The following is a 26,131-nucleotide window of genomic DNA, read 5'->3' as shown; positions in this document are numbered from 1 at the left end:
ACCTCCCTTCAGATATGAAGGTGTGACAGATACGGTCAGCAGCTTGTGATCTTTCGGTCTGCCGACCTAGGGTCCTGGACGTTCGCTTCCAAGCGGAGCCAGCACCTCCGGAACGCCGAGTCCTGCCGTCGGGGGTGCCGGGAACTCGCACATGCACCACGGCAGGAGCGGGGGAACCAGGTAAGTCGCCGCTGCGCGCGCCTTCGTGCGCACGGCTTGGGGTGAAGACGCCATGCGCGTCCGGGCTACCTCACGGCCCGAATCCGACAGCTCACCTCGCAGGCGTGGGAGAGGAACTCCATACATGCTGTCCGGAAACGGGCGCCATCGCGCTCCCAAGTCCCGTCGCATCGCCACCCGCCTGCTCGCCACCGTCGGTGTCGCCGGCGCCGGCGTGGCCGTCCCCTTCGTCGCCGCCACCAGTGCGCACGCCGCCTCCGTGTCCACCTGGGACAAGGTCGCGCAGTGCGAGAGCACCGGCAACTGGTCCATCAACACCGGCAACGGCTACTACGGCGGCCTGCAGTTCTCGGCCTCCACCTGGGCGGCCTACGGCGGCACGCAGTACGCCTCCACCGCCGACCGGGCCACCAAGGCCCAGCAGATCGCCGTCGCCGAGAAGGTCCTGGCCTCCCAGGGTCCGGGCGCCTGGCCCGTCTGCGGCCCGCGCGCCGGCCTGTCCCAGAACAGCGGCTCGCCGGACCTGTCCAGCCTCGGCTCGTCCAGCAGCTCCACCGCGACGAAGAAGTCCACCTCCTCGTCGTCCTCGTCCTCGTCCTCGTCCTCCGCCGCCGGCTCGTCCTCGTCCTCCTCGGCGACGACCGCCGACAGCGGCCGGACCTACACCGTGAAGTCCGGCGACTGGCTGTCGACCATCGCCATCGACCAGCACGTGTCGGGGGGTTGGGAGCGTCTGTACGAGTTGAACCGCGCCACGCTGACGTCCGGTCCCGACCTGATCTACCCCGGCCAGGTCCTGAAGCTGGGCGGCACCGCCACCACCGCCACCAAGTCGTCCGCGACCTCCTCCCAGGAGTCGTCCGACTCCGAGTCGGGTTCCACCGCGAGCGCGACCACGACCTCGGCCCGGAGCACCGGTTCCACCGTGACCCAGGCTGCCAGCAGCACCGTCTCCGGCAGCATGGCCGCGGCCGTCTCCTTCGCCGAGGCCCAGGTGGGCGACGCCTACGTCTGGGGCGGCACCGGCCCGAACGGCTGGGACTGCTCCGGCCTGGTCCAGGCCGCGCTGGCCAAGGCGGGCATCTCCGCCCCCCGTACCAGCTACGCCCAGGCCGAGGCGTCCACCCAGGTCTCGCTGAGCAACCTGCAGCCGGGTGACCTGCTGTTCTGGTCCAGCAACGGTTCCGCCTCGGGCGCGTACCACGTCGCGATCTACGTCGGCAACGGCAAGTACGTCGAGGCCGCCAACCCGAGCTCGGGCGTGAAGTACATGAACATCAGCGACTGGGCCCCGGACTTCGCCGGCCGCCTCCGCTGAGGTTCCGGCCGCGTTTCCGGCTGGCATTCCGGCTGACGTCTCGTCCGACGTCCGCCTGACGTCCCGTCACCACGCGAGCGGGGAGCCCCCGTCCGTCCGATCCCTCCGGACGGGGGCTCCCCGCTCGCGCGCTGTCCGGTGTCAGCGCTTTCCGTCCCCCGTGCCGGCGGGGTCCGCCTCGCCGGTCTCCACGTCGGTGAACTCCTCGGGATGGCGGGCCATCCAGTCCTTGATGAAGGGGCAGGTCGCCTTGATCCGCAGGCCGCGCGCCCGGCCGTCCTCGATGGCGGCGCGGGCGAGCGTGCTGCCGATGCCCATGCCCTCGTAGGGCACACCCACGACGGTGTGCTGATAGATCACCCGCTGGTCGTCGCGGACATAGGAGGCGAAGCCGACCAGCTCGTCCCCGATCCGTGCCTCGAAGCGGTGGGCCTGGGGGACGTCCTGGATCGTCACGTCCGTCTCGACTGCCATCGGTGCGCCTCTTTCCTCGTTCGTCTCCTCCATGGCCCCTGCCCCATCATCGGCGTGCCCACCCGGGCCTGCCAGTGCGACAGGCCCGGGTGGGCAGGCCGATCCGTCAGTTGAGCGGAGCGGTGTCCGAGCCGCCGACGAGGCCGCTCATCATGTCCCCGAGCGAGGCGGGGTCGAACTCGACGGCACCCGCGGGCGCGCTGACCGCGGCGGCGGTGTCCTTGAAGCCGAGCACCAGCGGCAGGTGCGTGCCCGGGTGCTTGGTGTCGAACTGGCCCGCGTCCAGGGCGACGCTGCTGAGGGTGCCGCTGCTCGTGTCGATCCCCAGGGTGGCGACGGCCGGCGTCGTCGGCACCCCGGTCGGCGCCGAGGTGGGCAGGCCGCCAGGGAAGCCCGGGATCGACTTCAGCACCGGGAAGACCTGCTTCTGCACGTCAGCGAGCAGAGTGCGGGTGTTGCCGGCCTTGAGCTCGACGGTGTCGATGCCGTCCTTCGTCCCCTTGTCGGTCAGGTGGACGTCCTTCTCGAACACGCCGGTCAGCGCATCGGTCAGCTTCTTCTGCTGGGCGGCGTCCAGCGAGGGCGCTGCGCTCGGACGTGCGGCGTTGGTGCCGGAGCCGGATCCGGAGCTCTGGAGGGACTTGGAGAACGACGCGAACTTGGCGGGGTCGATGCTGACCCACTTCCCCTGGAGCAGGTTCTTCAGCGCCCCCATGCTCGGCGGCAGGGAGGCGCTCATCGACCGCAGGTCGGCCAGGTCCCCAGCCGATCCCTGGTCACTCGGCCCGATCTCGGAGAGGGCGGCGAAGTCCAGCTTCAGGTACTCCTTGCCCGACACCGCCCGCACCTCGGCCAGGACGGCCCCCGTGCCGCTGTGCACGGTGAGGTCCATGTTCAGGCTCGGGTCGAGCTTGCCGGTGTCGGCGGACGCGCTCTGCAGGGCGTCCTTCACCGGCTTGTCGGAGCTGACAGCGACGGTGATGCCGATGCCCGCCATCTGCTCGGCCTGAGCCCGCGTCAGCTTGGGGCCGCCCGAAGGGTCCTGGGCGTCCAGCGCCAGCAACTGGTCGGCGGTGGCCCTGAGCTGGAGGTCGACGGTGATGGCGTGCCCGGCTCCGAGCTTGTCGAAGGCATCGTGCACCTTCTCGGCGGTGGTCAGTTCCTTCACCGCCCCACAGGCGGTCACCGCCGCGGCGACCGCGGCGGCGAGGGTCCCTGCGGCGACGGCATGACGTGCGCGAATCGGAGGCTCCTAGGAGAGGGGGTACCAGAGGTACGAAGCAGAGCGCGCCCGCACGGATGTGCGAGCACGCTGGGGTGCCGCCTACCTTACGTAGCTCTTACCTGGGGCCGGAGTGGGGGGTGGGGGTGGGGGCGGCATCGGCGTTCGGCGTTCAGCGTCCGCGTTCGGCGTTTGCATTGCCGACCGACCCTGGGCCGGGACAGGGGCGACTCGGCCCCGATGCGCGCCGACCCGCCATGAGCAGCCACCGCCAGGGCCGCCCACGGATCCGACCGCGCCGGTGCACTGATCCGCTAGGCTGTCCCTGGCCGCCGGGCACTCCCGGACGGCACGGAACGCCCCGCCTCAGTAGCTCAGGGGATAGAGCACCGCTCTCCTAAAGCGGGTGTCGCAGGTTCGAATCCTGCCTGGGGCACAAGGCAAAACGCCCCCGGCCGCATCGGTCGGGGGCGTTTTGACGGCAGCAGTTGACGGCAAGGGTCGGTCAGTTCGAACGCTGACGGTGCTTCAACAGCCGGTCCATGCGGCTGATGGCTTCACGCTGGGTGTCCTGCGCGACGTGCGTGTAGATGTTCATCCCGGGTTCGGCGGTGTCCAGGTCCACGACGAGCAGGCGGGACGGGCCGGTGGCGAAGGCCCCTGCTTTGGTCGGTTGGCCCGCCTCCAGGCGAGATCACTGCCCTCGGCGGCGTGGACCACCCGCTCCCAGAGGGGCAGCGGCGCGACCGGCGGCTTCATGCGGCCCGCCGTAGCTCGATCACGGGAGCCAGGGCGCTCGGGCGCGGGACCTCGGTCGGGCCTGCTCGGCGGGGCCGGGGTGGCTGCTGCCGGGCGGCGGGCTGGGGACGAACTCGGTGCCGCCCTGTTCGCGCAGCCCCCTTTCGCGGGCGAGCAACCGCAGGACGGGCGGTGCTCTCGCGCTTCTCCTCGGCCATGCGGACGGCGAGCGGTCCGGCCGCGAGGACGGGGGACAGGGGGTGGAGCCGAGCAGGGCGAGGCGGTGTTCGATGCCGCGCCAGGACTCGGCGTCGATGGACATCAGGGCTCCGAGTGCTCGGGGAGGTGGCCGCGCTGGGCGGCGGTGAGGGCGTCGCGCAGGTGGGCGGCGGCCATGGGCCGGACCGCGAGCGGATCGGCGGTGCTCTGGGTCAACTCCGGTCAGTGGAGGGACGCGAGGGCGTGGGCGAGCGAGGTGACGAAGTCCGAGACGACGGGGGCGAGGCCGGACGCGGCGGCGTAGAAGCCGAAGAGGAACGCGACGATCGACCCGCCGACGGGGGCCATCCGGGCGCGGACCATGAACACGAGGGCGACGCCGAACAGCAGGGCGGCGGAGACGTTGAACACCACGGGGGAAACCTCCCGGGAGTGTGGCGGGGGGTGTCGGTGAGGGTGGCTAGGGTGTGCGCTGCGCGGTCGGCTTCCGGGGGTTCCAGCTCTGTAGGGATGTCGGCCTTCCCGGATCTGTCTGAGGGTGGCCCGGCTTCGAGCCGGGACCTAACCGACGTCCGGGCTTCGCTGAGGGGACCTGCGACACCTGCCAGCGCCGACCGCGCAGCCTGGCGATTTCGCCGCGCGGTTTGTCTGTCAGCACGATGCGATCTGTCGAGAATGCGAGTGAGGTCCGATGCCCCTTGTCGCGCCTGATGTGGAGCGCCTGTTCACCGCGGGCACTTGGTACGACTGCGGCCGGGGCCTGTCGGCCACGGTGACGAACCTTCCGGCGGCCGAACTGAGCTTGCCGACGGGGCAGGTCGCGGCCTGCGACCCGTTCGTCGGGCTCGGGGACGATGTCGAGCCGTTCGTGGAGGTGGTGGACCCGGGCACGTATCCGGTGGTTCTGTCGGTGGTCGAGGTGGCCCGGGAGGAAGACCCGTCCTTTGCGCACGAGCGCGTGGCAGCCGCCTGGTTGAAGGTCAGTGAGGAGCCCACGGTGAGGTGGTCCCTGGCTCTGACGGAGGGTCAGAGTGCCGAGTCCCTCGACGACAACGAGTTCTACGGCTATGGCGTGGACGCGGGAACCGGTTGCTTCGTGGATGCCGCCGGCACCATTCCGCTCGGTGACCTGCTGGACGAGTACGGGGAACCCCTTGCGGACGCGATGTACGGCGAGGAGTCCATGAACTGCCTGCCCGCGTCCATGACCGACGACGAAGGCCGGTACCAGTTCGTCGCGTTCCCGTCCGGGTGGGGTGACGGCTCCTATCCGACGTGGGTCGGCCATGACGAGAGCGGCGCCGTCACCGGCTTCGTCACCGAGTTCCTCATCGTTCCGCAGCCGGGCCGGGAATCGGCTGCCTAGACAGTCAGCGGGTGGCCCGGTGGCGGTTGCGTGGGCAGGCATTCCAGGCCGCGGCGGCCTGTCCGGAAACTGAGGCCGATGGTGCGGCAGCGGCGGCAGGGCTTGCCCGGCTTGGGCTTGCCGTTACGGGTCGTGCGGAGGGTCTGGCCGAGTCCGGCGCCCCTGCGGCAGGGGGCAAGCGCCTTCGAGTCCTGCCTGGCGCGCGAGCGACAGCAGCCACACAGCACCGAAGGGCGGCTCGGGGAAGCAGTCTCCTCGAGCCGGCCCTCCGCTTCCTCCGTGGCCCACTGTGTACGCCGCCCTGGGCCGATGCGCGTGCCTGCGCCAAGGCGTGCCATGTCCGCGCGGGGCTCAGGCCGGGTGGTCCTGCCAGGCCACGGCGGAGATGCGCCAGCCCTCCGGCGTGCGCACGAACTGCAGGGACTTGGTGCCGGTGCCCTCGTAGGGGCGGCCGTTGAGGAGGCCGGACTTGCGGTACTCGCTCAGGCGGGAGGCCAGGTCTCCGGAGAGCTCGGTGCGGGCGGAGGTCTCCCATTCGGAGAAGTCGACCAACCGGCCGTCCGTCAGCAGGCTTTCGCGCGGCTTGAGGAACTCGTCCACCGACAGGACGGTGAACTGAGGGCTCGTCACTACGATGACCGCCTGCGGGAGCAGCAGGCGGCGGAGGTGGGCGATGCCGGGGGCTTTGCCGCCGCGGTTGTCGAAGGCGCCGAAGAAGTCGGCGGTGACGGCGTCGATCTCGGTGAGGGACATGCGGCGGACGTTAGCGGCGGAGCGGGCCGTCAGGACAGGGACGCGGCCACCGCCGCCGCGAAGGCGTCCGGGGCGTCGAGCATCAGGTTGTGGCCGGCGTCCGGAATGGGGACCAGGTTCACGCCCGCAGCGGTGAGTTGGTCGGCTCCGATCACCGTCTCGGCGGCCGGGTGCAGGAAGGTGCGTGGCAGCGGCAGTTCGAGCAGCAGGGCGCGCAGGGGCTTCGGAAGGGTGCCGCGGGTGCGGTGGACCGCACTGCGGTGCAGGGCGGTGCGGTCGGCGAGGCGCATGGTGGACCACCAGTGCGGGCCCACCGCCTCGCGGACCTCGCGCCAGCCGCCGTCCAGGAACTCCTGCTCGCTGTAGCTCGCGATGCCGCTGCTGCCCGGGCCGGGGCGGCAGGGCTGGATCGGGTCGAGGACGGCGTCCGCGAGCACGAGCCGGGAGACCAGCCCGGGGTGACGGTGCGTCAGCGCGATGGCCACGGCACCGCCCAAGCTGTGCCCGATCACCTCCGCATCTGCGACGCCTGCGGCGGTCAGCGCGGCGGCGACGGCGTCCGCGTGGCTCTCCAGTGAGTAGTCGAAATCCTGCGGCCGGTCGCTGATCCCGTGGCCGAGCAGGTCGAGGAGGAGGGAGCGGGGACCGGCCAGCGCCGGGTGCACGGCGGTGGCGGCGAAGTAGGGGCCGGAGGAGGCGCCGAGCCCGTGCAGGTAGACGCGGGGCGGGCGGTCGCGGTCGCGGGCCGTATGGGCCGGCAGCTCGATCCAGCGGATCTGCGCGCCGGACGGCGTCACGGGGGCGTGCTGCATCAGGACTCCAAGGCGAGGGTGCGGTGGGCAGGGCAGTCATGCATCGGAAGGACTATATATCGGCATCGATGTATACGGCCAGTGCGGGAGGATGCAGGGGTGTTGGAAACGGCGATCCTGGGCTTCCTCTACGAGCAGCCCCTCCACGGCTACGAGCTCAAGCACCGCGTCGCGCAGCTGACCGGCCACGTCCGGCCGATCGCGGACGGCACGCTGTATCCCGCGATCAAGCGGCTCGAGCGGGCCGGCTGGATCGACCGGCGCACCGAGCCCGGCAGTCGGGCCGCTCCCCGGCACGTGCTGACGCTGACTCAGGAGGGGCGGGACGAGCTGCGCCGACGGCTGGCGGAGGCCGACGGGGTGGACGTCAGTGACGAGAACCGGTGGTTCACCGTGCTGGCCTTCCTCCGCCACCTCGACGACGCGGCGGCGCAGGCGGCCGTGCTGCGGCGGCGGCTGGACTTCCTGTCCCAGCCGAGCAGCTTCTTCTACGAGGGCGAACGCCCGCTGCGGGCCGAGGAGTTGACGGACCCGTTCCGGCAGGGGCTGCTACGGATCGCCCGGGCCACGACCAGGACCGAACTCGACTGGCTGCGCTCGACCTTGGCCCTGCTCGGCGCTGCCGCCGACTGACCCGCCGCTCAGGGCTCTGCTTCGCTCAGCAGGGAAACCTCGTGGGTTCTGCCTGTGCCGGACGGCACGCAGCCGCGGCGGCTTCGGGACCAGCCCCGCGCCGGTCCACGGCGGTCTCGGCCTCGCGCCGGCGGCCGCAGCCGGCCTCGGCGACAGTGAGGGGCGGACGGTCCGACGGGCCGGAGGGGCGCTGCCTGCCGGTCACCGGCCGGCACGGCGCGCATGGCCCGGGTGCGCCGGGCCATGCGCTGCAGGGCGTCAGCCGATGGTCTGCTTGACCAACTGCTCGAAGGCGGTGGGCGAGATCGGGCCCTGGTTCGAGAAGACGTTCAGCTGCTTGCCGTTGAGGGCCAGCGTCGGCGTCCCGGTGACGCCGCTGGAGTCGAAGGCGGCGGAGACGTCGGCGGCCCAGTTCTTGTAGGTGCCGGCCTTCACGGCTGCGGCGTAGGCCTGCTGGTTCAGGCCGGGGACCTTGGCGGCGAGCGCCGCCAGGGTGTTGGCGTCGGCGAAGGCGTCGGTGGTCTCCTCGGCCGGCTGGTTGGCGTAGAGGAGGTCGTGGAAGGCCTTGAACTGGGCGGTGCCCTGGTTCAGCACCGCGCCGGCCGCGGCGAGGGCGTCGGCGGAGCCGGAGCCGCCGAGGTTGCCGTCCAGGAAGGTGCCCATGTGGTACCGGATCTTGTAGGTGCCGTTGTCGGCGAGCTCCTGGATCTTCTTGCCGTCGGTGCGTTCGAGGGCGCCGCAGACGGGGCAGCGGAAGTCCTCGTACACGTCGAGGGTGGCGGTCGCCTTGGGGTTGCCGTAGACGATGACCGTCCCGTCGGCGTGGGCGGGCACGGCGGCGGCGGTGGCGCTGTTGTGCTTGGGCTTGTTGTGGTCGGTGACCAGGACGGCGATGCCGATGGCGGCGACCAGGCCGATGACGACGGTGACGACGGCGGCGATCACGCCGTTGCGGACGAGCCGGGAGCGCTGCTCGGCGGCGCGGGCGGCGGCGACGCGATCACGCGGGGAGGGCGGGGTGAACTGTTGCTGGGACATGGGTGAGGAAGCCTCTCAGGTGTGGTGGCACGGAACGGGCGTCAGGCGAACGCGAGTTGTTCCGGTGGGCCACGCCTGGAGACGGCCCGGGCGAGCAGGACGCCGGGCGCGGGCGTGTCGTCGGGGGACGGCAGCGGTGCGGCCGGGGCGACCGCGGGCTCGGCGGGGACGAGCGCCAGCAGGCTCAGAGCCGCGCGCAGCGGTGTGAGGGCCACGGCCCGGACGGCGCGGTGGACGAGGGCTTCGCCACGACGCAGCCAGAGGGAGACGACGAGCCCGGCGAGGACGTGGGCGGCGAGGAGAAGCAGGGCCTGAGTCGTCGTCAGGCCCCCGGTGGCGGCGGCGAGATGGTGGGTCGTGGTACCGCCGAGACCGCCGTTGCCGCAGAGGAGGAGCGTCGGGACGTTGCCCCCGTGGGCGGCGGGGGAGAAGCAGTCGGCCTGGCCGACGTTCCAGATGCTGTTGAGCGCGAGCTCCAGCGGGACGAGCGCCCCCGCGATCTGCCAGTAGCCGCGCTCGGCGGCGGTGGCGGCAAGGGCGAAGACGAACACCCCCGCGCCGGTGAGAGCCATGGCGCGGCCCGGGAGCGGGGTCTGCGCGTTGACGAGCAGGTGCGCGCCGGCGGAGAGGGCGAGTGTCAGCCCAGCGAACACCAGCGCGCGGAGCGCGCGCAGTGGCCACGACTGACGGATGCCCATGCCCCGAGTATGCCAGCGACCCCCGCCCTGTCAGGGGCGCGAGGATCCCACTCCCGCCCCCGGCCTTCGGCCGGGGTAGCCCCGCGGCGGGGGGTGCCCCCACCGCGACCAGCCCACCGCTCGGGAGGTCCGACCCCGTCTGCGGGACGAACCTCCCTGAGCGGTGTGCTGCTCAGGCAGTTCCTCGCGCGCCCCTGACGGGGCGTGGGGTCGCTGAGAGGATGCACGGGTGACGGTGTTCAGCTACGCGGACGTCGGGGCCACCGAGGGCGGCGCGCTTCCTCTTGGCTACCGGCATCTGCGGTACCGGGGTCGGGTCGGGAGCGGGGGCGGGGACTACCGCGCCGCCGCCGGCGCCCTGCTGTCGTGGCGGATGCACCGCCGCGTCCCCGTCCGGGTCAGGGCCGACGGCCCGGCCGTGCCCGGGCTGCGTGTGGTGGTGGGGCTCGGGCCGGTGACCGCGCCCTGCGCGGTGGTGTGGACGGTCGCGGACGCCACCCGCACGGGGTTCGCGTACGGCACCCTGACCGGCCATCCCGAGCAGGGTGAGGAGGCGTTCGTCGTGGAACTCGACGCCGACGGCTCCGTCTGGCTGTCCGTCACCGCGTTCAGTCGCCCCGCTCTTCGGTACATCCGCGCGATGGGTCCGCTGGTTCCGGCATTCCAGCGGCTGTACGTCCGTCGCTGCGCGCAGGCGCTCCGTGCGGAGGTCCGTAGGATCCGGACATGACGACCACTCAGCCGGTCCACGTCCGGGACATCCCCTTCGAGCGTCTGCACAACGTCCGTGACTTGGGCGGTTGGAGGGGCGCCGACGGTCGGGCCGTCGCCTTCGGGCTGTTGTACCGGGGCGACTCGCTCGGCAAGCTCGTGCCAGGCAGCGAGGACGAGCGGACCTTCCTCGGGCTCGGCGTGCGCACTGTCGTGGACCTGCGCTACCCCTGGGAGATCGAGCCCGCGGGGCGGGTGCCCGCCTACCCCGGGCTGGCGTACCACAACCTGAGCATCGAGCACCGTCCTTACGACCAGCCCGCGTTGGGGGCGGACGTCGATCCCGGGCCGTTCCTCGCCGAGCGGTACCGCGAGGTGGCCGAGGACGGCGTCGCCGAGATTCGGCAGGTGCTGGAGCTGGTGGCCGACCCCGGGTCCGGCCCGCTGCTCTTCCACTGCGCCTCGGGCAAGGACCGTACCGGACTGGTCGCCGCGCTCGTGCTGACGCTGCTCGGGGTCCCCGAGGCCGATGTCGTGGCCGAGTTCGCGCTGACCGAGCGGGCGCGGGAGGCGCTGATCGGCCAGTGGAGCGAGGGTCACGGCGGACAGGTGCCGGGCTGGCCCGGGTACGGGCGCACGCCCGCCGGGGTGATCACCAGGCTCTACGCGGGGCTGCGGGCGGACTACGGCTCGGTCGAGGGGTACGTCGCACAGCGCCTCGGCCTCGACGCGCAGTTCACTGCGGCGCTGCGGGAGCGACTGCTGGTGGAATGAGGCCATGGCGTTCGACGTGGTACCCGTGACGGCCGACCGGTGGGCCGAGCTGGCTGAGTTCTTCGGGCCCAGCGGGGCCTACTCCAACTGCTGGTGCGCCTTCTGGCGGTTGAGCGGAAAGGAGTTCTCGGCGGGCTGCGCCGAGCGCGGCGCCGGGAACCGTGCTCTGCTGGAGCGCCTGACCCGGGAGGGCCGGGAGCCGGGTCTGCTGGCCTACGAGGAGGGGCAGCCCGTCGGCTGGGCCGGCCTGGCCCCGCGCCCGGAGTACGCGCGGGTGCTGCGCTCGCCGACACTGAAGCCCGGTCCACAGCCTGTGGACGCCGACGACCCGGACCGGGGCGACGATCCGGACGACCCCGGAGTGTGGGCGGTGACGTGCTTCTGGATTCCGCGCCCGCAGCGCGGTCGGGGGGTCGCCACCGCGCTGCTGGCCGGGGCGGTGGCGCACGCGCGGGCGCGCGGGGCACGGGAGTTGGAGGCCTACCCGGTCGAGACGGGGGGTGCCAAAGGCGATCCGGCCTCGCTCTACACCGGCACCGCCGCCATGTTCCGGCGCGCGGGCTTCCGGGAGGTGCGCAAGCGCAAGGACACCCGCCCGGTCATGCGGCTGGCGCTGTGACCCCGGGCGCTTGACCTTCCCCCTGGGGCAGACCCGAGCGTTGCGGGTGCCGGGCGACGGGCCCGGCGGGGAGGGACCGGAATGGACGACGACGGACTGCTGACCATCGGCGCCTTCGCGCGGCTGAGCCGGCTGTCGCCGAAGGCGCTGCGGCTCTACGACGAGCTGGAGCTGCTGCGCCCCGCCCGGGTGGACCGCTGGAGCGGCTACCGGCACTACGCCCCCGAGCAGCTGCCGCAGGCCCGACTGGTGTCCTGGCTACGTCAGTTGGGCATGCCGTTGGCCCGGATCCGGGAGGTCGTGCGGCTGCCGCCGACCGCGGCGGCCGCCGAGGTGATGGTGTTCTGGGCCGAGCAGGAGCGGTCCCATCTGCACCGTCGGGATCTGGCGGATGCCCTCCTCGACGAGCTGACGGGAAGGGAGACAGCCATGAGCGCACATGAGTCGACTGTCCGATGGGCGGCCCTGTCCGACACCGGACTGGTGCGCCAGGCCAACCAGGACACGGCCTATGCGGGCCCGGGGCTGCTGGCCGTGGCGGACGGCTACGGTCCGGATGGCGGCGCGGCCGGCAGCGCGGTGGTGTCCGCGCTGCGCGAGGCGGTGGCGTCGGCCGGGGACGAGGGGCTGCCGGCCGCGCTGGCCGGCGCGGTGGCGCGGGCCGGCGCGACGGTTGCCGAACTCCCGGACTCCGGAACGACGGTGACCGCTCTGGCGTGGCGCGGTGCGCAGCTGGCTCTGGCGCACCTGGGCGACTCGCGGGCCTACCTGCTCCGGGACGGACAGCTGTTCCGGATCACCGAGGACCACTCGTACGTGCAGTCCCTCGTGGCGGAGGGCCGGCTCACGCCGGAGGAGGCGGAGGTCCACCCGCAGCGGGCGCTGCTGCTGCGCGCACTCGACGGCAGTTCCGGGACACGGGCGGAGTTGTCGTTGCGCCGCTCCGAGCCGGGCGACCGCTACCTGCTCGCCTCGGACGGCCTGGCCGCGGTCGCCGCCGAGGAGGCGATCGGCCGGGTGCTGGCCGCCGCCTCGGAGCCGGACGGGGCCGTCCGGGAGCTGGTCGCGCTCGCCCGGGCCGAGGGCGGCCCCGACAACATCGCCGTCGCCGCCGCGTTCGTGGCGGCGTAGCCGGGCGGCCGCGGTCGCGCGGACGGCGGAAGCCATCATGGAGGGCGGGGACGGCCGACCGCCGTCCCCGCCCTCCATGATGGGCCGTTCTACGTTTCTCGCCGCTACAGGCCGAGGCTCTTGGCGATCACGGTCTTCATGACCTCGCTGGTGCCGCCGTAGATCCGGAAGACCCGGTTGTCCGTGTAGAGGCGGGCGATCGGGTACTCCAGGATGTAGCCGTAGCCGCCGTGCAGCTGCAGGCAGCGGTCGACCACGCGGGAGCAGACCTCGGTGGTGAACAGCTTCGCCTTGGCGACGTCCGACGCCGTCAGGTCGCCGGTCTCGAACTGCTCCAGGGCCCGGTCGACGACCGCCTGCGCGGCGTCCACCTCGGCCTCGCAGGCGGCGAGTTCGAACTTGGTGTTCTGGAACGACGCCACCGACTGGCCGAAGACCTTGCGGTCCTTGGTGTAGGCGACGGCCAGGTCCACGGCGGCGCGGGCGGAGGCGTAGGCCCCGACGGCGATGGCCAGGCGCTCCTGGACCAGGTTGTGCGCGAGGTAGGAGAAGGCCTTGCCCTCCTCGCCGAGCAGGTTCTCCACCGGGACCTTGACGTCCACGAAGGACAGCTCGCCGGTGTCGGAGGTGCGCAGGCCGATCTTCTCCAGCTTGCGGCCGACGGAGAAGCCCTCGGAGGTGGTGTCCACGCAGAGGATGGACAGGCCGGCCCGGCGGTCCTCCGGGTTGAAGGGGGAGGTGCGGGCGATGACCAGGATCAGGTCGGCCTGGACGCCGCCGGTGATGAAGGTCTTGGCGCCGTTGAGGACGTAGTGGGTGCCGTCCTCGGAGAGTTCGGCGCGGGTGGTCATCCCGGCCAGGTCGGAGCCGGTGCCCGGCTCGGTCATGGCGATGGCGGTCATCATCTCGCCGGAGACGAACTTGGGCAGCCAGCGCTGCTTCTGCTCCTCGTTGCCGTACTCGAGCAGGTAGGGCAGGCACAGACCGGTGTGCACGCCCGCGGCCCCGAAGCTGACGCCGGCACGGGCGCACTCCTCGGTGACCACGGCCTGGTACTTGAAGCCGGTCATGCCGGCGCCGCCGTACTCCTCGGGCACCTCGATGCCGAAGACGCCCAGCTCGCCCAGCTTCAGATAGAAGTCCTTCGGGGCGTGCCCGGCCTGCTCCCACTCGGGGTAGACCGGCACGACCTCCTTGGCGATGAAGTCGCGGATGGTCTCCCGGAACGCCTCGTGGTCCTCGGTGAAAACGGTACGGCGCACGACGGCGCTCCCTCCGGCTCGGGGTCGAACGAACGTTAAGTTAATCGGCGGTAGCGATGCTGTCCAGGGCCGTGGCTGTGATGTCCGTCCGGTACGGGCCCGGGCTTCCGCTTCCGGTCCCCGAACGGTCGATAGGTCAGCGGTCCGCCTGCCTCCAGGGTGCGAGGATGCGGGCATGGCTGAAGCGAATGCGCTGTCGCCCAACGGGCCGCAGCACGTGATCGAGGCAGGCGACTACCGCGCGGTGATCAGCGGGGTGGGCGCCGGACTGCGCGGGTTGAGCCATCGGGGCCGGCCGCTGGTCGTCAAGTACCAGGCGGACCAGCCGCCTCCAGGTGGCGCCGGGCAGCTGCTCATCCCCTGGCCGAACCGGGTCCGCGACGGGCGTTACGACTGGGACGGCGAGCACCGGCAGCTGGACATCAGCGAACCGGCCACCGGCAACGCCAGCCACGGCTTCACCCGCTGGCTGCCCTGGCGGCTGGTCGCCGAGGACCACGGCGCGGGCGCCGCCTCGGTCCGCTTCGGCCTGCGGCTCTACCCGCAGCACGGGTACCCGCACATCCTGGAGCTCACGGCCCGGTACGCCCTGTCGGGAGACGGGCTGACCGTCGAGATCGCCGCGCGCAACGCCGGTGCCACGGCAGCGCCTTACGGCTTCGGCGCCCATCCGTACCTGACGCTCGGCCGGGGGCCGGGTTCGATCGGCGAGGCGGTGCTGGAGCTGCCCGCGGACAGCTGGCTCCCGGTGGACGAGCGCAAGATCCCGACCGGCAAGGAGTCCGTCGCCGGGACGCCGTACGACTTCCGCCAGCCCCGGCGGATCGCGGACGCCGTGCTGGACACGGCCTTCACCGGCCTGGGCCGGAACGCCGACGGGCGGGCCCGGGTGCGGCTGACCGAGGCCGACGGCAGCCGGGGCGTGGAGCTGTGGGTCGGTCCGGAGGTGGGCTGGCTGCAGGTGTACACCGGTGACACGCTCGACGCGGCGCACCGCAGGGGCGGGGTGGCGGTCGAGCCGATGAGCTGCCCGCCGAACGCCTTCGCCACAGGGGAGGACGTGGTGCGGCTGGAGCCGGGGGAGCGGATCGTGCACCACTGGGGCATCCGCGCGCTCTGACGGTCCGTCATCGCGTGCGTCCGGGCCGGACCGGTGGCCTGCGGCCCGGACGGTGGGCTTGCGGGCCGGCTTGGCCGCGGCCGGCCCGGTGCGGAGTTTTCCACAGGCTGCGGGCGATGAGCTTGCGCCGGCCGTCCGCGGCCGTACGCTGGGGCCGACCGCACAGGGAAGGGGGGAGCATGACGGGGAGTCAGTCCGCCGAGGAGCTGCTGGCCGAGGCACGCAAGGCCTTCTTCGTGATGTTCGGGTTCGTGGCGCTGGTCTGGGCGCTGCAGCTGGCCAACTGGGCCGACGGGTACGGGATGGACCGCTCCTTCGGCATCGTCCCGATGGAGCCCGCCCGGCTGCCGGACGTCTTCGTCGCGCCCTTCCTGCACCTCAACTGGCAGCATCTGGAGGCCAATTCGGGGCCGCTGTTCGTCTTCGGCTTCCTCGCCGCCCACCGCGGGGTCTACCGCTTCCTGGCGCTCACGGTGCTGGTCGCGGTCTGCAGCGGGCTCGCCGTCTGGTTCTTCCAGGGCTCGGGCTCGCTCACGGTCGGCGCCAGCGGCCTGGTCTTCGGGTACTTCGGCTACGTGGTGGTGCGCGGCCTGTTCGACCGGCGGCTGCTGGACATCCTGATAGGCGTGGTGATGGCCGCCTCGTTCGCCTACCTGCTGACGGTCGCCGTGCCCGGCACTCCCGGCGTCAGCTGGCTGGCGCACCTGGGCGGCCTGGTGGGCGGCGTGCTGGGCGCCTGGCTGTTGCGGGACCGGTCCGGTGGCGGCAGGAAGCGGGCGGTGGAGTCGGAGCCCGGTCCGGCCGGCGTCCCCGCGCTGCCGGAGCAGGGCGGCGGTCCGCGGGCGGACCTGCACAAGGAGTTGGGCGACCTCGGGCTGCTCTGAAAGCCTCCGCGCGGTAACCATCTGAAACCCTCGGCGCGGTACCCAGAGGAATCCCACAGGATCCACAGGGGCGTCACAGGCACGGTTCATAGATTTCTCATGGGTGCTGTGCACGGTGGTCCCCATGACTGCCACCCGCCCGATCCCCGAAGCGGCGCCCGCCGAGCTGCGCCGCCCCGACGGCAGCCCCGTGCGTGTGCTCGTCGTCGACGACGAGGCCCCTCTCGCCGATCTGCTGTCCATGGCCCTGCGCTACGAGGGCTGGAAGGCCCGGACCGCCGGCGACGGTGCCGCCGCCCTGCGGACCGCGCGGGAGTTCCGCCCCGATGCCGTGATTCTCGACGTGATGCTGCCCGACCTCAGCGGCCTCGAGGTGATGCGCCGGCTGCGGGCCGAACAGCCCGACGTCCCGGTCCTCTTCCTCACCGCGAAGGACGCGGTGGAGGACCGCATCGCCGGCCTGACGGCGGGCGGAGACGACTACGTCACCAAGCCGTTCAGCCTGGAGGAGGTCGTCGCCCGGCTGCGCGGCCTGCTGCGCCGCTCCGGGGCCGCGGCCGCCCGCAGCGAATCGCTGCTGGTCGTCGGCGATCTGACGCTGGATGAGGACAGCCGCGAGGTCCACCGCGGCGGTCAGTCCATCCGGCTCACCGCCACCGAGTTCGAGCTGCTGCGCTTCCTGATGCGCAACCCGCGCCGGGTGCTGAGCAAGCCGCAGATCCTGGACCGTGTCTGGAACTACGACTTCGGCGGCCAGGGCAATGTCGTGGAGCTCTACATCTCCTACCTCCGCCGCAAGATCGACGCGGGCCGGGCGCCGATGATCCACACCATGCGCGGCGCCGGCTACGTGCTCAAGCCGGCGGAGCCGGCCGAGGCGTGACCTCGCCCCGGGCATGGCTGCGTCGCTGGTCCACCTGGTCCCTGCGCACCCGGCTGCTGGTCACCACGACGGTGATGCTGGCGCTGGTCAGCGCCGTCATCGTGCTGGTGACCACGGTGGTCCTGCGGGCGCAGCTCAACGCGAACCTCACCGACAAGCTGGAGCAGGCCCGCTCGGCCCCGTTCATGCAGCAGGGCGCCGCCCTGGTGAACTTCCCGCAGATCAGCCCCGCGAAGGCGGTGGCCGTCGTGGTGACGGACGGTCAGGTCACCGACTCCGGGCGGACGTCGTCCGAGAACACCGGCGCGTTCAACCCGCGCAGTGCGCCCCCGACGCTGACGCAGGCCCAGCAGCAGGCGCTGCTGGCGGTCCCGGACGACGGGCGCGACCACTCCGTCTCCGTGCCTGGTCTCGGGGACTACCTGGTCACCGTGGCGCACGACCACGAGCCCAACGGCGGCGGCTCAGGCCGGTACGCGGTGATCGGCCTGTCCGAGCAGGAGACCCAGAGCATCACCAGCCAGCTGGTGCTGACCGAGACCGTGGTCGCCGTGCTCGGCGTGATCCTCACCGGCTTCCTCTCCGTCGCCGTCATCCGCATCTCGCTGCGCCCGCTGGACCGGGTGGCCGCCACCGCGGTCCGCATCTCCCGACTCCCGCTCGACAAGGGCGAGGTGGGCGAGCTGGCCCGCGTCCCCGAGGCCGACACCGACGCGCGCACCGAGTCCGGCCAGGTCGGCGCCTCGCTCAACCGCATGATCGACCACGTCTCGGCCGCACTGGCCGCCCGCCACGCCTCCGAGACGAGGGTCCGCCAGTTCGTCGCGGACGCGAGCCACGAGCTGCGCACCCCGCTGGCCTCCATCCGCGGCTACGCCGAACTCACCCGCCGCGGAAAGGAGGTCGTGCCGCCGGACACCGCCTACGCGCTCGGCCGCATCGAATCCGAGGCCGGCCGGATGACCGGCATGGTCGAGGACCTGCTGCTGCTCGCCCGCCTCGATGCCGGCCGTCCGCTGGAGCGCGAGCCGCTGGACCTGTCCCCGCTGGTCGTGGACGCGGTCCGGGACGCCCACGCGGCCGGCCCGGGGCATCGCTGGCAGGTGGACGTGCCGGACGACCCGGTCATCGTGCAGGGCGACGAGCACCGGCTGCACCAGATCCTGGTCAACCTACTGGCGAACGCCGGCAAGCACACCCCGGAGGGCACCGCGGTCACCGCCCGGGTGCGGAACCGCGCGGACGGCCGGCGGGAGATCACCGTCGCCGACAACGGCCCCGGCATCCCGGAGTCGCTGCTCCCCGTCGTCTTCGAGCGCTTCGCCCGCGGAGACGGATCGCGCTCGCGCGCGGCCGGCAGCACCGGCCTCGGTCTGGCCATCGTCTCCGCGGTGGTCCAGGCGCACGGCGGCCAGGTGAGTGTGGCGAGTTCGACGCAGGCGCCCAGCGGCACGACCTTCACGGTGCTGCTCCCAGGAGGCTGAGCACCACTCTGCGGTGGCTGTCAGGAAGCACACAGCCGCGGCACACAGAGGGGACAGACCCGCGCCCCAGGCTTTGCGGTGACTGCCTGTCCGCAGAGCAAGAAGGGTGCCCGATGACTGTCACCGTCCCCGCCCCGGCCGTGCAGGTGCCCGGCCGGCGCGAGGCATCGTGGGGGCGGCCGGCCCTCGTCGTGCTGCTGGTGCTGACCGCGGCGCTCTACCTGTGGGGCCTGAGCGCGTCCGGCTGGGCCAACTCCTTCTACTCGGCGGCCGTCCAGGCCGGGACGAAGAGCTGGAAGGCGTTCTTCTTCGGCTCCTCGGACGCCGCCAACTTCATCACCGTCGACAAGCCCCCGGCGTCACTGTGGGTGATGGAGCTGTCGACTCGCATCTTCGGCGTCAACTCCTGGGCCATCCTGGCTCCCCAGGCCCTGGAAGGGGTCGCCACCGTCGCGGTCGTCCACGCCGCGGTCCGCCGTCGGGCCGGCGAGGCGGCGGCCCTGGTCGCGGGCGCGGCCCTGGCGCTGACACCGGTCGCCACACTGATGTTCCGCTTCAACAATCCGGACGCCCTGCTGGCGCTGCTGCTCACCGCCGCCGCCTACGCCGTGCTGCGGGCGCAGGAGCGGGCGCAGACCCGCTGGCTGGTGCTGGCGGGCGCGGCGCTGGGGTTCGCCTTCCTCGCCAAGACCCTGCAGGCCTTCCTGGTGCTGCCGGCTTTCGGGCTGACCTACCTCTTCCTGGCACCAACCGGCTGGTGGCGGCGGATCCGCCAACTCCTGCTCGCGCTGGCGGTCATGGTCGTCAGCGGCGGCTGGTGGGTCGCAGCGGTGGAGCTGACACCTGCTCAGGACCGGCCCTACGTGGGCGGCAGCCAGCACAACAGCTTTCTGGAGCTGACCTTCGGCTACAACGGATTCGGCCGCCTCGACGGCTCGGAGACGGGCAGCGTCGGCGGCGGTGGCGGCCGCCTCGGAGGTGGTGGCGGCGGAATGTGGGGCCAGACCGGACTCACCCGGCTGTTCACCGGCGAGATGGGCGGCCAGATCGCCTGGCTGCTGCCGACAGCGGCGCTGCTGCTTCTCGCAGGCCTCTGGCTGACCCGGCGCGCCCCGCGCACCGACCCCTACCGGGCGGCGCTGCTGCTGTGGGGACTCGCCCTGATCGCCACGTTTCTGACGTTCAGTCTGATGAAGGGCATCTTCCACCCGTACTACAACATCGCGCTGGCGCCCTACGCCGCGGCGCTGATCGGCCTGGGCGGCGGGCTGCTCCGGCGCGAGCGGCACTCCTGGCTCAACTCCGGCCTGCTCGCCGCGGCGGTCGCGGTGACCGCCGTGACCTCCTTCGTCCTGCTGCGCCGCAGCCCCGACTTCGTCCCGTGGCTGCGCTACGCGGTGCTGGTGGTGGGCCTGTTGACGGCCCTCGCGCTGGTGGCGGCAGGACGGCTGCCGCGCCTGTTGGCGGGCGGCCTGGCCGTGCTGGGCGCCGTGGCGGGTCTCGCGGGGCCGGCGGCGTACAGCCTGCAGACGGCGTCCACCGGTCACAGCGGTTCGCTGCCTTCCGCCGGTCCCGCGGTCGCGGGCGGAGGCTTCGGCGGCCCTGGTGGCGGAGGCTTCCCCGGCGGCCGCGGCGGCTTCCCCGGCGGCGGTCAGGGCGGCTTCCCGGGTGGGGGCGCCACCGGCGGCGGCCAGGCCGGAGCCACCGGCGAGCAGCCCGGACAGGGCGTTCCGGGCGGAAACTCGGCCACGGCACCGGGTGCTCAGAACGGTCAGGCCGGCGGTGGCCGGACCGTCGGCGGTCTGAACGGTCAGGGCGGATTCCCTGGCGGCGCGGCCGAGTTCGGAGCGAACGGGGGCTTGCCGGGCGGCACCGGCCGGGGCGGTGCCGGCGGCCACCTCAACGGCAGCAACCCCGGCAGCGCGATCACCGCACTGCTCAAGGCGGACGCCTCGAAGTTCACCTGGGTCGCCGCAGCCGTCGGCTCGCAGAACGCCTCCGGCTACCAGCTGGCCACGGGGGATCCGGTGATGGCCCTCGGCGGCTTCAACGGCTCGGACCCGGCGCCCAGTCTGGCCCAGTTCCAGGCGTACGCGGCCGCCGGGAAGATCCACTACTTCATCGGCGGAGGTGGCATGGGCGGCGGGGCCGGCGGGCCCGGCGCGGGCGGCTCGACCACCTCGCAGATCTCCAGCTGGGTCGCGGCGCACTACACCGCCAAGACGGTGGACGGGGTGACGGTGTACGACCTCTCGGGCGTGGCGTCGAAGTAATCAAACCGACAAAAGTGACAATCCTTCATAAATCCCGGCACCGTGAGTTGATGGAGAAGGGCGCGTCATGGAGTCCCTGCGAAGCCGTCGTCGCTGGCTGCGACTGTCCGCGCTGGTCGCCACCCTGGGGAGTCTCCTCGGCGTGGCGGCCTGCACCTCGTCCAGCTCGAAATCCGCGTCGAGCAGCTCCAGTTCGGCGTCGAGCAGCGCCGAGTCGACCAACTCCGGCACCGTCACCGCGGGTGCCAACGACCTGCAGACCGCGTACGAGAACACCGTCAGGGCCGTGCTGCCGTCGGTCGTGCAGATCACCGCGGGCGACAGCCTCGGCTCCGGCATCGTCTACGACAACAAGGGCGACATCGTCACCAACGCGCACGTGGTCGGCAGTGCGACCAGCTTCCAGGTGACCCTGGCCAACAGCTCGACGACCGTGGACGCCTCCCTCGTCGCCAGCTATCCGGCCAACGACCTGGCCGTCATCAAGCTGAAGAGCGTGCCCTCCGGACTGAAGCCGGCCGCCTTCGGTGACAGCAGCAAGGTGGCCGTCGGCCAGATCGTCATGGCCATGGGCAACCCGCTCGGCCTCTCCAGCAGCGTCACCCAGGGCATCGTCTCGGCGGTGGGCCGGACCGTCTCCGAGTCCCGCAGCGCCGACAACCCGCAGGGCGCGACCATCCCGAACATGGTGCAGACGAGTGCGGCCATCAATCCCGGCAACAGCGGCGGCGCGCTGGTCAACCTGAACAACGAGGTCATCGGCATCAACACGCTGGCCGCGGTGGACAGCAGCCAGAGCGGTTCGTCCGCGCAGGCCCCCGGCATCGGCTTCGCGATCCCGGCGTCGTCGGTGACCCGGCTCGCCGATCAGATGATCAAGAGCGGCAAGGTCACCGACTCCGGCCGGGCCGCCCTCGGCGTCACCGTCCGCACCGTGCTGACCGGCACCAGCGCGGATCAGACCGGGGTCGGTGTGGTCAGCGTCACCAGCGGGGGCCCGGCGGCCAAGGCCGGACTTCAGGCCGGGGACATCATCACGAAGGTGGACGGCAAGGACACGCCGACCGTGAGCCAACTGTCCGAGGTGCTGGCGACACTGACGCCGGGTCAGCAGGTGCAGGTCAGCTACCTCCGCGGCGGCGCGACCAGGACGGCCACGGTGACCCTGGGCACGCTGTGAAGCGACAGCGCGGCGGGACCCGGCTCGCCCGGTGCTACGCCGAGAGCAGGCCGCGCGCCAGCGCCCGCTGGAGCGCGGCCAGCCCGCGCATCAACTGCGGTGTGAGCCACAGCAGGACGAGCCCCAGCAGGCAGGTGGCCGCGATCCGGAACGGCGAGTCGAGGTACACCGTGTGACCGCCGTTGGTGTAGAGCTGGAGCCCGGGCAGATGGGCGTAGCGGGTCAGGGTCCAGTGCCAGAGCGGGTAACTGCTGGCGGCGAGCGCGTAGCTCCAGAAGACCACGGCCACGGTGAAGCTGAGGATCCCGATCGGCAGCATGACCAGCTGGTAGAGGGCCGCCTTCCAACTGGCGGGCGAGCGCAGCATGGCCGCGATCCATGCGGGCGCACCCGGACGTCGCGGCTCCGGTGCCGCCGGGGCGGGCACCTCCGTCCCCAGCAGCGCCCGGACGCGCGCCCGCTCCATGGCGCCGAGCCCCCGCGCGCCCAGCACGGCGACGGCGAGCACGGGCAGGCCGACGACGGTGAGTACGCTGCCGATCCCGACGCTCACGGTCGCGGTGACCCAGACGAACCCGAGGATGCCGACGGGCAGGCTGAGCAGGTTGTGCAGGGTCTCTCGCCAGGTCCGCGCGGACCAGGGCGCGGCGAACGAGCCTCTCGTGGTCGGCGCGGTTGCCGTGGTCGCGGGGGTCGCGGGGGTCGCGGGGGTCGCGGGGGTCGCGGGGGTCGCGGGGGTCGCCGGGGTGGTGGGGGTGGTCGGAACGCTCGGCATGGTCGGGTTTGTCCCCTCGGTCTCTCGTGGCGTGGCGTGGCGTGGCGTGGCGCGGCGTGGCGAGGTGAGCAGCCTGCCGGACAGGTGGCAGCGATCACTGGGGCGGTTCGGTGTTCTCGGGGGTGGGTCCGGCCGGCGCCGCTGCGGCCCACCCGGCTGCTGGCCGGCGCCGCTGCGGCCTACCCGGCTGCCGAACGGCGTGGAGGCGCGGGCCCGGCCCTGGCCGCGCGGCACCGCCGAGGGTGCCTACCTCGTGTGCCTACCGCGTGTGCCAGGGCAGTTCGACGTTCACGGTCGTCGGGCCGCCGACGGGGCTGGTGATGTCGAAGACGCCGTCCACCGCCCGCACCCGCTCGGCCAGGCCGGCGATGCCGCCGCCAGGGGCCGCCGTGGCGCCGCCAACGCCGTCGTCCTGCACCTGGATCAGCACGCGGTCGCCGCTGCGCCAGACGTCCACCGTCGCCCGCTGGGCCCGGGCGTGCTTGGAGACGTTGGCCAGCAGTTCGCTGACCGTGAAGTAGGCGATGCCCTCGATGGCCGGGTCCGGCCGCTCGTCCAGATCGACGGTCACCCTGGCCCCGCCCGGGACCCGGACGCGGGCGGCCACCGCCGACAGCGCCGGGTCGAGCCCACGGTCCGTCAGGACGGCCGGGTGGATGCCCCGGGCGAGGTCGCGCAACTCCTGCAGGGCCACCTTCACCTCGCCGTGCGCGGTGTCCACCATCCGCGCCGCCGCCTCCGGATCCTCCGTCAGCTTCTCCTTCGCCAGGCCGAGATCCATGGCCACGGCCACCAGCCGCGCCTGCGCGCCGTCGTGCAGATCGCGCTCGATCCGGCGCAGGTCCGCTGCGGCGGTGTCGACGACCGAACCGCGGTCCTGCTCCAACTTCCGCACCCGCCGGGTCAGATCCCCCTGGGCGAGCAGGGTCGTGGCCAGCACCCGGTCCACCGTCGACAGGCCCCGGGTGATCCACGGCAGCAGCGGGAACAGCGTCACCAGCGCCACGAGCGTGAGCGTGAAGGTGAGCACGCCCCACGGGAGCATGAGGCAGAAGTAGAGCACCGTGCGCCAGGCGAGCCCGTCGCCCAGCACGGCGAGCGCCCGGCTCAGCACGTTGTCCCGGCGGGCGGCCACCGGCAGCGGGGCCGGGACCTCCTCGTCCAGCAGGGCCAGCAACCGCCGGCGTTCCAGGCTGCCGAGGCCGCTGCGCAGCACGAAGAGCGTGGGGGCGAGGACCCAGATGCCGACGATGGTGAAGAGCAGGCCGACGCCGGCGCTGATCCCCGCCACCGTGAGCGTGAAGCCGGCGATGCCTACGGCGAGGTTGCTCAGCAGATGACCCGCCTCGCGCAGCATCCGGCGGTCGAAGGCGGGACGGGTGCGCGGGACCGGACGGGAGCCGGTGAGCACGGGGGCGGCGGGCGTGGCTGAGGACATGCCGCAAGTCTGCCCGCCGGGCCCGGGCCGGGACATGGGGCCGGTCGGCCTCTTCGGGGTGGGGTTCTCCCTACCCCCGGGCGCCTCCGGGTGGAGGGGCCGTGCGCGGGGGTACGTCTCATGAGGTGGGTGTGGTTCACGGCTGACGTGTACGTGGACCTAGACTCACTGCCCGTACGGGAAGGTAAGAGATCCGTCCGGGACCGGAGGCGACCAGCATGGAGGCACTGGCGGGGCCTGCGCCGAGCTACTTCCACGGCTACGCCGTGGTGGGCCTGGCCGCGCTCATCGGCTGTCTCTTCGTGGGTACGGCCTTCGCGGCGAACCAGCTGCTGCGCCCCTACGCGCCCACCCAGGAGAAGCTGCTCGCCTACGAGTGCGGAGTCGATCCGGTGGGGGAGGGCTGGGCGCAGACCCAGATCCGGTACTACGTCTATGCCTTCCTCTATGTGATCTTCGCGGTCGACGCGATCTACCTGTTCCCCTGGGCCACCGTGTTCGCCCGTCCCGGCTTCGGGTCCGGGACGCTGGTGGAGATGTTCGTCTTCATCGGCTTCCTGGCGGTGGGCCTCCTCTACGCGTGGAAGAAGGGCGTCCTGGAATGGACGTGACCCCGCAGCAGCAGACGCCGTACGCGCACGGCCACGGATCCGCCGAGGGCGGGGTCGTGCCCCTCGGCATGCCCGCGGTGCGCGGCAGCGGCGAGGCGGGCGCCCCGACCGGCGCGGTCGCCGGCGGCGCCCTGGAGACACGCCGGCTCGGACCGCTGGCCCGCCTGGCACCGGACCCGATCAAGGTCGTGCTCAACTGGGGCCGCCGGTACAGCCTGTGGTGCTTCAACTTCGGTCTGGCCTGCTGCGCGATCGAGTTCATCGCGACGTCCATGGCCAAGCACGACTTCATCCGGCTCGGGGTCATCCCCTTCGCCCCCGGCCCGCGTCAGGCCGACCTGATGATCGTCTCCGGCACGGTGACGGACAAGATGGCCCCGGCCATCAAGCGGCTCTACGAGCAGATGCCGGAGCCGAAGTACGTCATCTCCTTCGGTGCGTGCTCGAACTCCGGTGGGCCGTACTGGGATTCGTATGCCGTGACCAAGGGCGTCGACCAGATCATCCCGGTCGACGTCTACGTTCCCGGCTGCCCGCCGCGGCCGGAGGCGCTGCTGCAGGGCATCCTCAAGCTCCAGGAGAAGATCGCCCGGGAGTCGCTGCCCGAGCAGTACCCCGCCGGTCGCCCGGCGGCCGACGACCGCGCCGCCGTCGCGGCGGGCGCCCTGCGGCGTGGGCTCGTCGCTGGCCCGGGCGATGGTGCGGGAGCGGCTTTGGGTGCGGGTTCGGGTGCAGGCCCGGCTCCGGGCTCGGGTGCGGCTCCGGCTCCTGGTGCGGCTCCGGGTTCGGGTGCGGCTCCGGGCGCGGGAGGTGACGCCTCGTGAGTGCGGACCCCCGTTCCGCCGAGGAGCTCGCGGCGGCGATCGGCCCTTGGGCGACCGCTGCGGAGGCCTACGACCTGGTGACGGTCGACGTCCCCGCCGAGCACTGGCTCGACGCGTTGACGGCCTGCCGTGACGGCCTCGGCCTGCGCTTCTTCGACTGGCTCAGCGCCGTGGACGAGTTGGCGGATGGTTTCTCCGTCGCCGCCCACCTCGCCGCCGTGGGCGGCGGCCCCGGCGTCCCGGTGCTGCGGCTGCTGCTGCGCACGCGGGTGCCGCGTGACGCGGCGTCACTCCCCAGCGCGGTCGACATCTTCCCGGGCGCGGCCTGGCACGAGCGGGAGACGCACGAGATGTTCGGCGTCGCCTTCACCGGCCACCCGCACCTGGTGCCGCTGCTGCTGCCTGAGGGCTTCGAGGGCCATCCGCTGCGCAAGGAGTTCGTCCTGGCCGCACGGGTCGCGAAGGCCTGGCCCGGGGCCAAGGAGCCGGGTGAGAGCGACCACGGCCCCGCCGAGGGCACGGCGCGCCGCCGCATGCTGCCGCCGGGCGTGCCGGACCCGAACGAGTGGGGTCCGCTCAAAGGCACGCTTCCGCCCGCGCCGGAGCGTCCGGCCCGGGCCGGCGCTGCCGACCGCCCGCGCCGCGCGCGGAGCGCGGCGACGGGCTCGGCGACTCAGGCGGCCGCGGATACCCCCGCCGAGGCCCCGGTCC

Annotated in this window: 27 protein-coding genes, 1 tRNA gene and 1 riboswitch; of the genes, 17 read left to right on the top strand and 11 right to left on the bottom strand. The window is 72.5% G+C overall.

The genetic code is table 11. The features are described from left to right. The first annotated feature begins 142 nt into the window (after window positions 1-142). Window positions 143-298: riboswitch (cyclic di-AMP (ydaO/yuaA leader) on the top strand. Window positions 299-304: 6 nt separating this feature from the next. Then, complete coding sequence (locus ACFP3V_RS00140; protein ID WP_380578251.1) at window positions 305-1,498, top strand: transglycosylase family protein; 1,194 nt, start codon at window positions 305-307, stop codon at window positions 1,496-1,498. A gap of 141 nt (window positions 1,499-1,639) precedes the next feature. On the opposite strand, the gene ACFP3V_RS00135 is transcribed toward ACFP3V_RS00140, so the two are convergent. Further along, entirely contained in the window at window positions 1,640-1,972 is a 333-nt protein-coding gene (locus ACFP3V_RS00135) for a GNAT family N-acetyltransferase (RefSeq protein WP_380578249.1), read from the bottom strand. Window positions 1,973-2,078: 106 nt separating this feature from the next. After that, complete coding sequence (locus tag ACFP3V_RS00130) at window positions 2,079-3,140, bottom strand: hypothetical protein (protein WP_380578247.1); 1,062 nt, start codon at window positions 3,138-3,140, stop codon at window positions 2,079-2,081. 417 nt (window positions 3,141-3,557) lie between these two features. Between ACFP3V_RS00130 and ACFP3V_RS00125 the strand changes: the two genes are divergently transcribed. Further along, window positions 3,558-3,630, top strand: a tRNA-Arg gene (locus tag ACFP3V_RS00125). Window positions 3,631-3,972: 342 nt separating this feature from the next. On the opposite strand, the gene ACFP3V_RS00120 is transcribed toward ACFP3V_RS00125, so the two are convergent. Together ACFP3V_RS00120 and ACFP3V_RS00115 are read right to left on the bottom strand one after the other, a co-directional pair. Beyond that, window positions 3,973-4,254 (bottom strand): hypothetical protein, encoded by a 282-nt coding sequence (locus ACFP3V_RS00120; protein WP_380578245.1) that lies wholly within the window; start codon window positions 4,252-4,254, stop codon window positions 3,973-3,975. A gap of 119 nt (window positions 4,255-4,373) precedes the next feature. Next, window positions 4,374-4,565, bottom strand: a complete 192-nt coding sequence (locus tag ACFP3V_RS00115) for a hypothetical protein (RefSeq protein ID WP_380578242.1) — start codon at window positions 4,563-4,565, stop codon at window positions 4,374-4,376. 277 nt (window positions 4,566-4,842) lie between these two features. Between ACFP3V_RS00115 and ACFP3V_RS00110 the strand changes: the two genes are divergently transcribed. Next, entirely contained in the window at window positions 4,843-5,517 is a 675-nt protein-coding gene (locus ACFP3V_RS00110; RefSeq protein ID WP_380578240.1) for a DUF4241 domain-containing protein, read from the top strand. Between the two features lie 351 nt (window positions 5,518-5,868). Here ACFP3V_RS00110 and ACFP3V_RS00105 read toward each other — a convergent pair whose 3' ends face one another. Beyond that, window positions 5,869-6,270 (bottom strand): DUF4440 domain-containing protein, encoded by a 402-nt coding sequence (locus ACFP3V_RS00105; RefSeq protein WP_380578238.1) that lies wholly within the window; start codon window positions 6,268-6,270, stop codon window positions 5,869-5,871. 29 nt (window positions 6,271-6,299) lie between these two features. Then, window positions 6,300-7,082 carry an alpha/beta hydrolase gene (locus ACFP3V_RS00100; protein ID WP_380578236.1) on the bottom strand — a complete coding sequence of 261 codons (783 nt, stop codon included), beginning with the start codon at window positions 7,080-7,082 and terminating at the stop codon, window positions 6,300-6,302. A 99-nt stretch (window positions 7,083-7,181) separates the two neighbouring features. On the opposite strand from ACFP3V_RS00100, the gene ACFP3V_RS00095 reads away from it, so the two are divergent. Continuing rightward, window positions 7,182-7,715 (top strand): PadR family transcriptional regulator, encoded by a 534-nt coding sequence (locus ACFP3V_RS00095; protein ID WP_380578233.1) that lies wholly within the window; start codon window positions 7,182-7,184, stop codon window positions 7,713-7,715. A 258-nt stretch (window positions 7,716-7,973) separates the two neighbouring features. On the opposite strand, the gene ACFP3V_RS00090 is transcribed toward ACFP3V_RS00095, so the two are convergent. Both ACFP3V_RS00090 and ACFP3V_RS00085 read right to left on the bottom strand, forming a co-directional pair. Further along, complete coding sequence (locus tag ACFP3V_RS00090) at window positions 7,974-8,753, bottom strand: DsbA family protein (protein ID WP_380578231.1); 780 nt, start codon at window positions 8,751-8,753, stop codon at window positions 7,974-7,976. Window positions 8,754-8,794: 41 nt separating this feature from the next. Next, complete coding sequence (locus ACFP3V_RS00085; RefSeq protein ID WP_380578229.1) at window positions 8,795-9,451, bottom strand: hypothetical protein; 657 nt, start codon at window positions 9,449-9,451, stop codon at window positions 8,795-8,797. A gap of 229 nt (window positions 9,452-9,680) precedes the next feature. Here ACFP3V_RS00085 and ACFP3V_RS00080 point away from each other — a divergent pair, with 229 nt between their 5' ends. From ACFP3V_RS00080 to ACFP3V_RS00065, 4 genes are all read left to right on the top strand, one after another. Beyond that, window positions 9,681-10,181, top strand: a complete 501-nt coding sequence (locus ACFP3V_RS00080; protein WP_380578227.1) for a DUF1990 family protein — start codon at window positions 9,681-9,683, stop codon at window positions 10,179-10,181. Continuing rightward, window positions 10,178-10,936 carry a tyrosine-protein phosphatase gene (locus ACFP3V_RS00075; RefSeq protein WP_380578225.1) on the top strand — a complete coding sequence of 253 codons (759 nt, stop codon included), beginning with the start codon at window positions 10,178-10,180 and terminating at the stop codon, window positions 10,934-10,936. The genes ACFP3V_RS00080 and ACFP3V_RS00075 overlap by 4 nt, the downstream gene beginning before the upstream one ends. A gap of 4 nt (window positions 10,937-10,940) precedes the next feature. Beyond that, window positions 10,941-11,555: a GNAT family N-acetyltransferase gene (locus ACFP3V_RS00070; RefSeq protein ID WP_380578223.1), complete on the top strand. Its 615-nt coding sequence runs from the start codon at window positions 10,941-10,943 to the stop codon at window positions 11,553-11,555. 81 nt (window positions 11,556-11,636) lie between these two features. Then, on the top strand, window positions 11,637-12,686 hold the full coding sequence (locus ACFP3V_RS00065; protein WP_380578220.1) for a MerR family transcriptional regulator: 1,050 nt from the start codon (window positions 11,637-11,639) through the stop codon (window positions 12,684-12,686). 104 nt (window positions 12,687-12,790) lie between these two features. Here the strand turns inward: ACFP3V_RS00065 and ACFP3V_RS00060 are convergent, their stop codons facing one another. Beyond that, window positions 12,791-13,948 carry an acyl-CoA dehydrogenase family protein gene (locus ACFP3V_RS00060; RefSeq protein WP_380578218.1) on the bottom strand — a complete coding sequence of 386 codons (1,158 nt, stop codon included), beginning with the start codon at window positions 13,946-13,948 and terminating at the stop codon, window positions 12,791-12,793. A gap of 175 nt (window positions 13,949-14,123) precedes the next feature. Between ACFP3V_RS00060 and ACFP3V_RS00055 the strand changes: the two genes are divergently transcribed. From ACFP3V_RS00055 to ACFP3V_RS00030, 6 genes are all read left to right on the top strand, one after another. Further along, the gene (locus ACFP3V_RS00055; protein ID WP_380578216.1) at window positions 14,124-15,068 is read left to right on the top strand and encodes an aldose 1-epimerase family protein; all 945 of its coding nucleotides are present in this window, start codon (window positions 14,124-14,126) and stop codon (window positions 15,066-15,068) included. A 179-nt stretch (window positions 15,069-15,247) separates the two neighbouring features. Beyond that, entirely contained in the window at window positions 15,248-15,952 is a 705-nt protein-coding gene (locus ACFP3V_RS00050) for a rhomboid family intramembrane serine protease (RefSeq protein ID WP_380578214.1), read from the top strand. 124 nt (window positions 15,953-16,076) lie between these two features. Continuing rightward, a complete protein-coding gene (locus tag ACFP3V_RS00045; RefSeq protein WP_380578212.1) occupies window positions 16,077-16,835 on the top strand; it encodes a response regulator transcription factor in 759 nt (252 codons plus the stop codon). Continuing rightward, on the top strand, window positions 16,832-18,319 hold the full coding sequence (locus ACFP3V_RS00040; protein ID WP_380578210.1) for a sensor histidine kinase: 1,488 nt from the start codon (window positions 16,832-16,834) through the stop codon (window positions 18,317-18,319). The genes ACFP3V_RS00045 and ACFP3V_RS00040 overlap by 4 nt, the downstream gene beginning before the upstream one ends. A gap of 113 nt (window positions 18,320-18,432) precedes the next feature. Further along, window positions 18,433-20,592 (top strand): ArnT family glycosyltransferase, encoded by a 2,160-nt coding sequence (locus ACFP3V_RS00035; RefSeq protein WP_380578208.1) that lies wholly within the window; start codon window positions 18,433-18,435, stop codon window positions 20,590-20,592. 67 nt (window positions 20,593-20,659) lie between these two features. Continuing rightward, the gene (locus tag ACFP3V_RS00030) at window positions 20,660-21,772 is read left to right on the top strand and encodes a S1C family serine protease (RefSeq protein WP_380578206.1); all 1,113 of its coding nucleotides are present in this window, start codon (window positions 20,660-20,662) and stop codon (window positions 21,770-21,772) included. A 34-nt stretch (window positions 21,773-21,806) separates the two neighbouring features. On the opposite strand, the gene ACFP3V_RS00025 is transcribed toward ACFP3V_RS00030, so the two are convergent. Continuing rightward, window positions 21,807-22,547 carry a sensor domain-containing protein gene (locus ACFP3V_RS00025; RefSeq protein WP_380578204.1) on the bottom strand — a complete coding sequence of 247 codons (741 nt, stop codon included), beginning with the start codon at window positions 22,545-22,547 and terminating at the stop codon, window positions 21,807-21,809. Between the two features lie 259 nt (window positions 22,548-22,806). Continuing rightward, the gene (locus ACFP3V_RS00020; RefSeq protein WP_380578202.1) at window positions 22,807-23,985 is read right to left on the bottom strand and encodes a sensor histidine kinase; all 1,179 of its coding nucleotides are present in this window, start codon (window positions 23,983-23,985) and stop codon (window positions 22,807-22,809) included. 218 nt (window positions 23,986-24,203) lie between these two features. On the opposite strand from ACFP3V_RS00020, the gene ACFP3V_RS00015 reads away from it, so the two are divergent. The 3 genes from ACFP3V_RS00015 to ACFP3V_RS00005 form a co-directional block, all read left to right on the top strand. Then, window positions 24,204-24,596, top strand: coding sequence for an NADH-quinone oxidoreductase subunit A (locus tag ACFP3V_RS00015; protein ID WP_380578200.1), 393 nt, complete (start codon window positions 24,204-24,206; stop codon window positions 24,594-24,596). Then, on the top strand, window positions 24,587-25,420 hold the full coding sequence (locus ACFP3V_RS00010) for an NADH-quinone oxidoreductase subunit B (protein WP_380578198.1): 834 nt from the start codon (window positions 24,587-24,589) through the stop codon (window positions 25,418-25,420). Before ACFP3V_RS00015 ends, ACFP3V_RS00010 begins: the two co-directional genes overlap by 10 nt. Continuing rightward, a partial coding sequence (locus ACFP3V_RS00005; protein WP_380578196.1) for an NADH-quinone oxidoreductase subunit C occupies window positions 25,417-26,131 on the top strand: 715 nt, incomplete at its 3' end. The genes ACFP3V_RS00010 and ACFP3V_RS00005, both read left to right, overlap by 4 nt.

It is taken from the genome of Streptacidiphilus monticola (genome assembly GCF_042658505.1).
GTDB classification, from domain to species: Bacteria; Actinomycetota; Actinomycetes; order Streptomycetales; family Streptomycetaceae; genus Streptacidiphilus; species Streptacidiphilus monticola.
The sequence above is the reverse complement of the archived record's forward strand: the minus strand, read 5'-3'. Positions and strand labels throughout refer to the sequence as shown.